A 9,512-nucleotide genomic window follows, 5' to 3' on the forward strand; every position below is an offset into this window, starting at 1 on the left:
GCGAGGCAGCACAGGCACAGTTGACGTACCGTGCCTTTGCATCCCCGCTTGGCAACGGCGCCCAGTCCGTTGAGTTGAGATCAAAACGAGACGATCACATAGACCAGATGAATCAAGCCGATCATGAGTGACGACGATACTGGCGCCGCGCCTATAGAAATCGATAAAGTTCGTGCGTCAAAGGCTGGCCACGCGTTTCATGAAGCTTGGGCCGCGCGCACCGCCCTTGAATTGCTGCCACCATCAACCGACCTCACCGCCATCACGCTCGAGGGCTTCGATGAGCAAGACGAGCAGAGCTTGGGAACCGGTGCGGTCGAGATTGCCGATCTTGTCCGATACCACGGCGCCACCGATGTTGCCGGCGCGCATCGAGTCGCAGTCGTCCAGTTCAAGTACTCGATCGCAAGCGCACAAACAGCTGTTCGGGCTGCTGATCTGGCATCAACTCTCACCAAGTTCGCCGCGACCGATACCGAGCTAAGGGCGAAGCATGGCGATGAACATATTGTCGCCGTTGTACGGTATGAGTTCGCCACGAACAGGCCTATCCACGAAAACTTGGGAAAGGCGATCTCGGCGGTCGTCGCGGGCACCCAGGAAACCGGCGATACAGGGCGCCAGGCAGGCCAGATCGTGGAAGCCCTGAAAGCGTATCCTCATCCCTTTGCTGACCTGCTGCGGCGCCTGGACCTGGTCGGCAGCAAGGGAAGCTTGATCGAGGCGGAGCGTGCGATTTCAACGACGCTCGCCGCGTGGAGCGAACCCGGCGACCCGGATGCGGAGAAACGCCTGCTCAAGTTGCGCAATCTCATCAGGATCAAGGCCGGTCCTGGCAGTGAGACAGACAAACGGGTTGATCGGGTGGCGGTCCTGGCTGAGCTGGAGGTGGAGCACGAGGATCGACTGTATCCCACGCCCGACGCGTTCCCCGAGGTTGAGGTGGTCATTCAGCGCGATGCTCTTGATGACATTGCAATCCTCGCCCGCGAAACCGGTTTTCCTCTCGTCGTCCACGCTGCAGGCGGGATGGGGAAGACCGTCTTGATGCAAGGTCTCGCCGATCGATTGCGAACTGATGGCCCCGTCGTACTTTTCGATGGCTTCGGCGCCGGTCGCTGGCGAGATCCAGCTGACGGTCGGCACCTTCCGGAAAGGACACTGGTCCACCTTGCCAACCTCATGGCCGGGCAAGGTCTGTGCGACATTTTGTTGCCAGTGGCGGACGTTACGGGCTTGCTGAGGGCGTTCCGCCGACGCCTCGCCCAATCGGTGGAGACTGCGCGGCGAACGCGCAGCGACGCATGCGTTTCACTGGTGCTCGATGCAATCGACCATGCCGGGCTCGCCGCACAGGAAACCGCGACGTCGTCATTCGCACACCTTCTCATACGCAGCATCAGCGTCGATCCGATCGATGGTGTTCGCATCATCGCATCGTGCCGGACTGAACGGCTCCCTGTGGCAACAGGCGACACTTCGCATCGTCTATTCGCAGTTCCATTGTTCACTGATGCGGAAGTACGTGCCCTAGTCGGGCGGCGCATGCCGGATGCCTCGGCCGACGAGATCGCCGCTCTGCTGACTCGATCGGGGCGCAACCCACGCTGCCTCGACAATCTGATCACGGCCGGGCGACCATTTGATCCCGTGGCCTTTCCCGACGCGCAGGAAGAGCCGCAAGATCTGCTCGATGTTCTGCTTCGCAAGCGTCTCGACGAAGCGCGCGAAACTGCACGTGCTCGCGGTGCAAGCGATTCAGACATTGATCTCCTGCTCACAGGCATCGCCTTGCTGGTGCCCCCGGTGCCCATTGAAGAGCTTGCGGCAGCACACGGCCTGATCGCGGCGCAGGTTGAAAGCTTTGCGGCCGACCTTGCTCCCTTGCTTGAACGAACGCCACACGGCCTGATGTTCCGCGATGAACCGACCGAGACCTTGATCCGATCGAACTATGGCGCGAGCCCGGCGGGTCGAGATCGCGTTATCGCCGCTCTCCAGGATCGCCAGCTCACTTCAAGTTATGCGGCCCGGGCCTTGCCAGCGTTACTCACCTCGCTACGCGATGCCGACCAACTCATCCAACTAGCCTACGATCTGCGTGTTCCAAGGGGTGCCTCACAAGTAAGCGCGCGCGACATCCGCTTATCGCGGATTACTGCCGCGATAGCGCTGGCAGGAGAGCGGAACCGGCGCGACGATCTTTTGCGCCTGTTGCTGGAAGCGTCGCTCGTTGCAGCAGGACATGAGCGATCCGACCGATTCCTATACGAGCATCCCGATCTTGTTGCTGTGGCGCGTGACCCGGAAGCCCTGCGACGGCTTTCCGCGACCCATGTCGGCTGGCCTGGGGGGAAACACGCGGCTCTTGCCCTTGCGAACGCCTTCGCAGGTGACCGGGACGAGGCCCGTCGGCACGCCCGGCGATCAATCGACTGGCACAACTGGGCAGCGCAGACCAAACACAGCTCACGTTTTAACGATTCGACTACCTCAAAGCAATGGGACGATATTGGCTTTGCCTATGTCGAGATGCTGGCGGGCAATGACGTGCGTGTTGCGGAGTTTTTCGCCCGTCGAACCGAGAGTGTGGCATTCGCCAAGTTTCAGGACTTGTTCGATCTTCTGGATCGACACCAGCACTCGCCGAATCCGCCCAAAACGCGCGTCCCAACACGGTTGTTGCGTTGCCGACTGCAATCTCGGGCACTCTACGCCGCTGGCCTTTCGTTCGTCGGTCGCGACCCCTCCCATGCCAGGAGGCTTGTCCAGGCGCTTGCGGCAGTACCTTCCGATAATGGCAAAAACGAAGGCTTGGCGATGGCCAGCGTGCTTGCGTCGGCGCTGGCGATTGAGCGTGGCCTTGAGAGAGAAGCTGCAACCATCCTCGCTGGAGCTGCACTTAAGTCGCCGAGCATCTATGACTATTCAGGTCACTATCCGATCGACCCCTCGATCCATGTGACCGTGCTGGCCGCCGGTGTTCGTGCCGCCTTGCGTCGGAAGCGCGCCAGCTTGATCGACATATCGCCATCCGAATTTATCGGGTTGGTGCCTGCGGGCGCACGGTCGAGGGGGGGTGCGAGCTTCCTCCGGACACTTAACCAGAAGCTGGCGGAACAAAAGTTCGATGGAACTCGACACCGTCGAACGCGGCGCAATGGCCTCAATGAGGAAAGGCGGTCGGACTACTCACGCACGCTCATCAACCGGATCCTGCCACTGCTGAACTACGCGCAGGATGTTGCCGACATCATTCGCCCGCCGCGTGGAAAAGTGCGAAGCGAGATGCTGACCGCGGCCTTTGACAGACTTGTTCGCGATGTCGAGCAGTCATCCAACTACCCGTATCGCGATGGGAAAGCGTATTTCGCACGTACCGGATTCCGGGTGATTTTCGATCTCGCCGACGCGTTAGGTATACTCAATGCTGCGCTTGCGAAGCGGATGGTCGAGTGGGCGGCGAGCGCTCCGGGCCTGTTCGCGCCGGAACTTACCAATTCGGTCGCGCGACTGTCGCGCATCCCCGAGTGTCACGATGCTGCGCTCCTCCTCGCCGGCCATATCGAGCGCAAGATCCAGTTCGATACCGACGTCGGAACCAGGGTCTCGTCCTACGGCGCACTTGCCCGCGCAGTCTGGCGAGTCAGCGCTGAAGAGGCGGCCGCCTATTTCCGTCGTGCGCTCGACCTTACGGAGGCAATTGGGTCAGATGATTTCGATCGTACCAACCACCTGCTTGAGCTGACGGGGCATTACTCCGGCCCCGAACTCTCGCCGGCGGCGGCGCACACCCTGGCGCGCATCCTCGAATTGAATCAGAACGAAGACGGCAAATTTCCCTGGACTGAATATGCCCAAGCCATGGTGCCTGCCGCTGGTCGGGCGACGTTGGCAATACTGGCACGACTAGACGATCGTGGCGCATCCCGGCTCGGACTGTCGCTCGGTCCCGCGTTGACTGTCCTCGTACGTCACTCGAAGCTCTCAGTTGAAGCCGCTGCCGCTCTGTTTGGCCTTGCTGCTCCCATCGAAACCTGGACGTGGCACATCTCGGGCTTCGCGTCCGAGATCATTGGCCACCTGCCTCAAGAGCAACGGGAATGGTTCTTCGATCTGCTCCTGGTCGAGATTGATCGAGAGGATCAATTGTCTCCCGTGAGGGAGACGATCGAAGGGCTACATGACCTCGCTGAGCGCAGTCTTCCTGCCACGTCCACAGCCCGAGCCCGAATCGCGGGCCTGCGCGCTCGACTTGGATCTCAATCCGGTTCGCAAACGGTCATTTCCTCGTCGACCGAGACGGAACCACTGATCACCTTCCCGGTGGACCTCACGGATCCAGACGTCATCGACCGTCAGATACTCGACGAGGAGATTGAACAGTCGGGACGGCGCTGGCCCGTTCGAACGCTGATCGAATTGGCCGGGCAAGCAAACACTCCCGCCGTGCGCCTGGGGTTCGTCCGCGCCGTCGTCGAAGCAACGGCTGCCACACTCGCTGACAAAATCCGCGCGCTGGACGATTACCTGGAGGCGTGGGGTAAGTCGTCAGCGGCGATGCGCGACGCTCTGCCTGGCCTGGGGCTACGCCTGGCGACCAAGCACGCTGCTGAGCTCGCCAGGTCAAGCACCGACGCATGGGGCGGCTGGCGCGGTCTGGAGCAATATTTTCATGCCGACCGCGCAACCCTTGTCGAGCACGTAGTTGCGGCGCTCCGGAGCACTGCGGATAGCCTTGGCGGGAATGCGTGGCTCGCGCTTGCCGCGAGACTGGCGCCTGATGTCAATGCCAGCGCAATTGCGGAGGGTCTCGAACGGTTTCTGGCGAATACCGGCGAAAAGCTCCCATCTGAAGTTGGAGACGGGCCATGGGACGCTCGCTTTGCGATTCCGGCCGACGAGGCGACATTCGTGGCCGGGCTCGTGTGGGCGAGGCTTGGTCATCCTGTTGCAGCGATGCGCTGGCGCGCTGCCCATGCGGTAAGGCGCTTCGCGGCGGTCGGACGCTTCGATGTGGTTGAAAGACTGATTGAGCGCTTCCAGTCTGCCCTGAGCTTGCCCTTCGGCGATGCAAAATTGCCTTTCTACGTCATGCATGCGCAGCTCTGGCTGTTGATAGCCCTTGCTCGCGTAGCGAAGGACGGCGCTCCCGTATTAGCTCACCATCGCGCATTCTTCGAGCGAATCGCTTTTTCCGCTGAGTTTCCGCACGTCGTCATGCGTGCGTTCGCGATAGACATACTCCGCGAGCTTGCGCGGTCGCTGGTATCCGAGGAGTGCGAGGCTCTCATCGCCAAGCTTGCCTCGGCAAACCGGTCACCTTATCCATATGCTTCCCGAAGCGACTATCGCGAACTCTGCTACGCCCCCAGGCCCAACGCCTCGCCACGACCAGAGGATGGCTTTCACCTCGACTATGACTTCAACAGAAATCAGGTCGAGCGCTTGTGCCGTGTCTTCGGTTGTCCAGGCTGGGAGGTGGACGACAGCATAGGCGCATGGGTGCGGCGGTGGGACGCAAAGGTCCGATCGATGCATGATTGTCCACGCAGAGGGAGCTATGACGAATCCTGGTCGTCGGGATACGTTCCTGACCGAGATCCGTATGGGGGATATCTCGGCTGGCATGCGCTCATGCTTGTTGCCGGTGAACTGCTGGCCACACGGGCGGTTGTTGGTGAGGACTGGGGCGGCGACGCTTGGGTCGCGTTCCTCAGGGAATACACGCTCTCACGAGACGACGGTCTCTGGCTTGCCGATCTTACCGATCCGTTTCCGCTCGACCTTACCAAGGAAGCGGACATGCCCATGCCGGAGAGCGGTGAGAGCGGGACCGTGCGCGAAGACAGTAATCTGGTGGCACCTTTACTGGGCCTGGTGGACGGCAAGATAGTGAGGGATTGGCTTCCCGTTACGGGACATTGGTCGATCGGGCGAGACACAGGCGTCACGCTTCAAAGCGTTCTTGCGAATGCCATCGATGCGCGAGCTGTTGTCATGACGTTGCTCTCAGAGAAGGCATTTTTTAGATGGTTGCCTGACGATGAAGATGAAATTGCCCGGAATTTCGGCAGCGACGGTCATACGGTTCAGCCATGGGTCGCAACGACACCGAACACAGAGCGCCAGCTCGATCGGCACGATCCCTATGGCACGGCCACCGCACTCGACAGGCCTTTCCCATCGGCTTGGACACGAGAGCTGTTGGGGACAGTCGCAGGTGATGATGTGGTACGCCACTGGTCTGTGGACGGGGCACAAGCATATCGCGCCGAAGCCTGGGGAGCTGAGGGCGGACGGGGTGAGTACGCGTGGAGTGAAACCGGCTACCGGTTACTCGTCACGCGCAGCGCATTGTTTTCGCTGCTGAAGCTGTCTGGGCGAAGTCTTGTCGTCGCGCTCAAGCTACGGAAATATCACAGGGGGAAGTCGAGCGGACGCAGTGGGGACACCAGCGCCTTTACGCATCGATCGCTGGTGGTCGTCATAAACGAACGCGGCGAGGTTTGGTCACCGCGACACCTCTCTCGACAGGCCAAGGATGCGGTCGCGACGCTCGATCCCGATCGACGGCGAGATATCTATCCGAGGTTCCGTGCGATCGCTGGTCTGCCTGATGAATGGCTAGCTCGACGAAACGAGTCGTCTGATCTCGAGGCGCTGTACCGAATATTCGTCGAGCGCCAAACACCTGACTAGGACAATGGCCTGCCTCCTCACTCCGTACTCGATCCCGTCCGAACAGGGCGGGATCTTCGTAGGTGAACATCTGGCTTTGAGACGCCGCTGCGAGGGGCCTGTTTGCGCTGCTCGATCCACGCTTCCACTTCGACCAGGTCCCATACGACGCAGCGCGCCGTCAGGTTGAAGCGACGCGGGAATTCGCCGCGTCGTTCCATTTCATAGATCGTTGTTTCGGCCAAGGGCACAATTTGGCGCAGTTCCTGCCGGCGAATGGTGCGGCGAAAGGGAAGAACGCTGCGCTTTGGAAATTGCGGGAGTTCGTCGTAGGCGTTTGATCCGGGCAGGGGAGTAGATATGGGCCGTGGGGATTCCTGGGCTCCACTGTCTTCGCTGATTTTATGTAACGGGTTATTCTCCATGTTGCACTCCATGAGTTTCTGCTGTCGGGCTTACTGTTACCCGAAGTAATGATGGCTTTCATTGGCTATCGGGGAAACTCACTGGGGCGTAGAGCAGCGTATTGAAGAAATGGTAGTCACGAAAAAGGGAAGGGGCATGGCGACGGTAATGGTTTCTCCGATTCATTTCGAGGATTACAGTGGCACCCAGTTCGAGCGACTTGTTTTCGCGTACCACGTGCGCGCGGGGTGGCGTGACCTGATCTGGCGTGGCCAATCGGGAGGCGACCAAGGGCGGGACATCTCGGGGATCGAGCCATTCGATGACCAGCCGGCGCGCAAGACCATCATCCAATGCGCGAACCGGGACACGCTGACACTGGCGAAAGCTAAAAGCGACATGGACAAAGCCGTCAATGCCATAGGCGGAAAGCCAGGTGCCTTCAAGTTCGTTTCTCGCGGCGCTGTTTCGGACACCAACCGAATCCGGATCGAGCAAGCCGCAGCTTCACTGGGAATTGCTCATGTGACGATATGGTCGGGTGCGGAGTTCGAGGAAAACCTGCGGCTTCGCGCCGAGTACCTGCTGCACCGCTTCGTCCAAGGTATAGAGTTTCCCGAGGCCGAAGCACAGATCAGCAAGTTCGTGGACGACTTCCCTGACCTCTCGGATGCCGACGCGCTGCAATTGATGGCGTCCGTGTTCGATCGACCGGCATTTCGCACGCCGTTTCAGCAGGAATGTTCCCTGCCTGCTTTTCAGCAGGCGATCGAGGACACCATCAGCGCACTGAACACCGGTGTGTGGCGAACACGCCAGGGTGACGAGATCAGACGTATTCCGTCGATTCATCATCTTCGAGATCAACGCATCAGGGCAGTGCTGAAAAAGATCGGTCGTCAGGTCGACGAGCTGCGCCGCGTCTTCGTGACTCGCCTCAGGGAGGGGGAGATCAAACACTGCGGATGTGGTCAGCCGGACTGTCCCACGTACATGCTCTCGCATCGCGTTGCCGACGAACTGGACGGAGCCCGGCGGAAAATCCTGACGACCTTTCGATCAGTGTATACGTCCTTTGACGTGAGTCTTCGGTAGGCGAGCCTGGCAATGGCACTGTCCAGCGATCAAATCGAGTATCTCCACCTTCATTCTCCAGGCGCGGCTGTGGCATACGCGCTGTCTGAGCTACTGGTCAATGACCATGACCTGCTCAGTATCGACGCCAACGAACGTTCCATTACCTTTCGCTTCGCGATGTATCTCCAGCGATGTTTGCCTGATTGGACTGTGGATTGCGAATACAACCGGGATGGCGTAGATCCCAAGAAACTCGCTTATTTGGGGCTAGACCCAGATAGCGAAGATGATGAGGCGAAGACCGTGTTTCCCGATGTGATCGTACATCGACGAGGTAGGAGAGAGAATTTTCTGGTCTTGGAGTTCAAGAAGTCAACGAGCCACGTCGACAGAAATATCGACCTTCAGAAACTTCAGGGTTACAAGCGCCAGCTTGGCTACGAACATGCTCTGTATGTGGAGGTTGGCACCGCCGGGCAAGCGATGATTACCATGCTTAGGTGGGTCTGAGGCGCAATAGGGAGAACTCATGGCACGCATTCCACCGTTCAGCTCGCAGCACCTTGAAGCTGCCTGCCGTGTCCTCGCCGATACCGAGCGTGGTTTGAGCGGCACGCAGATCGAGCGGTTACTGCAGGAAATCGAGGTCGCCGACACGTCGCCTGGCATGACAAAGTGGAAGCGGCTGTTCAATGCGCTAGCTGTTGCGCAGGACCAGCATCAGCTCGGCAACCATCTCATCATGTTCATCAACCGCGCGATGAACCCCGTGAACTATGCGCGGGACACTGCGACATTCGCCTGGCGGCGCGACGAACTCAACGTCGTCCTCGCTTTTTCCGGTTTCTACGTTCGCGACGATGGCAAGGTGGGATACGCCGACAAGGCCACGACGCTCGACGCGGCGCGTGCCCGTGCAGGACGGCTCAAAGCGGCGCTTGAAAGTCGCGTTGTGCATGCCGAGGTGCTGAACTACTGCCGCGCTGAACTGGTGGACGAAAACTACTTCCATGCTGTCTTCGAGGCGACGAAGGGCGTCGCCGAGCGGATCCGCGAACTGTCGGGCCTGACCTGCGATGGTGCTGACTTGGTGAACAGGGCATTCACCGGCCAGCAGCCTATTCTGGAACTGGGGCCGCTCACTACTGATTCCGAGAAAAGCGAACAGAAAGGCTTTGCGAACCTGCTGATTGGCCTGTTCGGTGCTGTGCGCAACCCGCTTGCCCACGCGCCCAAGACGAATTGGCCCATGTCTGAGCAAGACGCGCTGGACATCCTCACGCTAGTTTCCTTGATCCATCGCAAGTTGGACCGTACACAGAAAGCACCGACTGTATCGGCGTAAGCAT

5 protein-coding genes are annotated in these 9,512 nt (G+C 59.8%); 4 read left to right on the forward strand and 1 reads right to left on the reverse strand.

All coding sequences use genetic code 11. The features are described 5' to 3' along the window. The first annotated feature begins 123 nt into the window (after positions 1-123). Positions 124-6,702 (forward strand): hypothetical protein, encoded by a 6,579-nt coding sequence (locus tag U4012_RS21330; protein WP_321801275.1) that lies wholly within the window; start codon positions 124-126, stop codon positions 6,700-6,702. A gap of 17 nt (positions 6,703-6,719) precedes the next feature. Here U4012_RS21330 and U4012_RS21335 read toward each other — a convergent pair whose 3' ends face one another. After that, complete coding sequence (locus U4012_RS21335; protein ID WP_321801277.1) at positions 6,720-7,106, reverse strand: helix-turn-helix transcriptional regulator; 387 nt, start codon at positions 7,104-7,106, stop codon at positions 6,720-6,722. A gap of 148 nt (positions 7,107-7,254) precedes the next feature. Between U4012_RS21335 and U4012_RS21340 the strand changes: the two genes are divergently transcribed. From U4012_RS21340 to U4012_RS21350, 3 genes are read left to right on the forward strand one after another with little or no spacing between them, the layout of a single operon-like run. Further along, positions 7,255-8,181 (forward strand): hypothetical protein, encoded by a 927-nt coding sequence (locus U4012_RS21340; protein ID WP_321801279.1) that lies wholly within the window; start codon positions 7,255-7,257, stop codon positions 8,179-8,181. A gap of 12 nt (positions 8,182-8,193) precedes the next feature. After that, positions 8,194-8,673, forward strand: a complete 480-nt coding sequence (locus U4012_RS21345) for a hypothetical protein (RefSeq protein ID WP_321801281.1) — start codon at positions 8,194-8,196, stop codon at positions 8,671-8,673. A gap of 19 nt (positions 8,674-8,692) precedes the next feature. Next, positions 8,693-9,508: a TIGR02391 family protein gene (locus U4012_RS21350; RefSeq protein WP_321801283.1), complete on the forward strand. Its 816-nt coding sequence runs from the start codon at positions 8,693-8,695 to the stop codon at positions 9,506-9,508. The last annotated feature ends 4 nt before the right edge of the window (positions 9,509-9,512 follow it).

It is taken from the genome of Burkholderia sp. BCC1988, from assembly GCF_905339895.1.
In the GTDB taxonomy this organism is placed as follows: domain Bacteria; phylum Pseudomonadota; class Gammaproteobacteria; order Burkholderiales; family Burkholderiaceae; genus Burkholderia.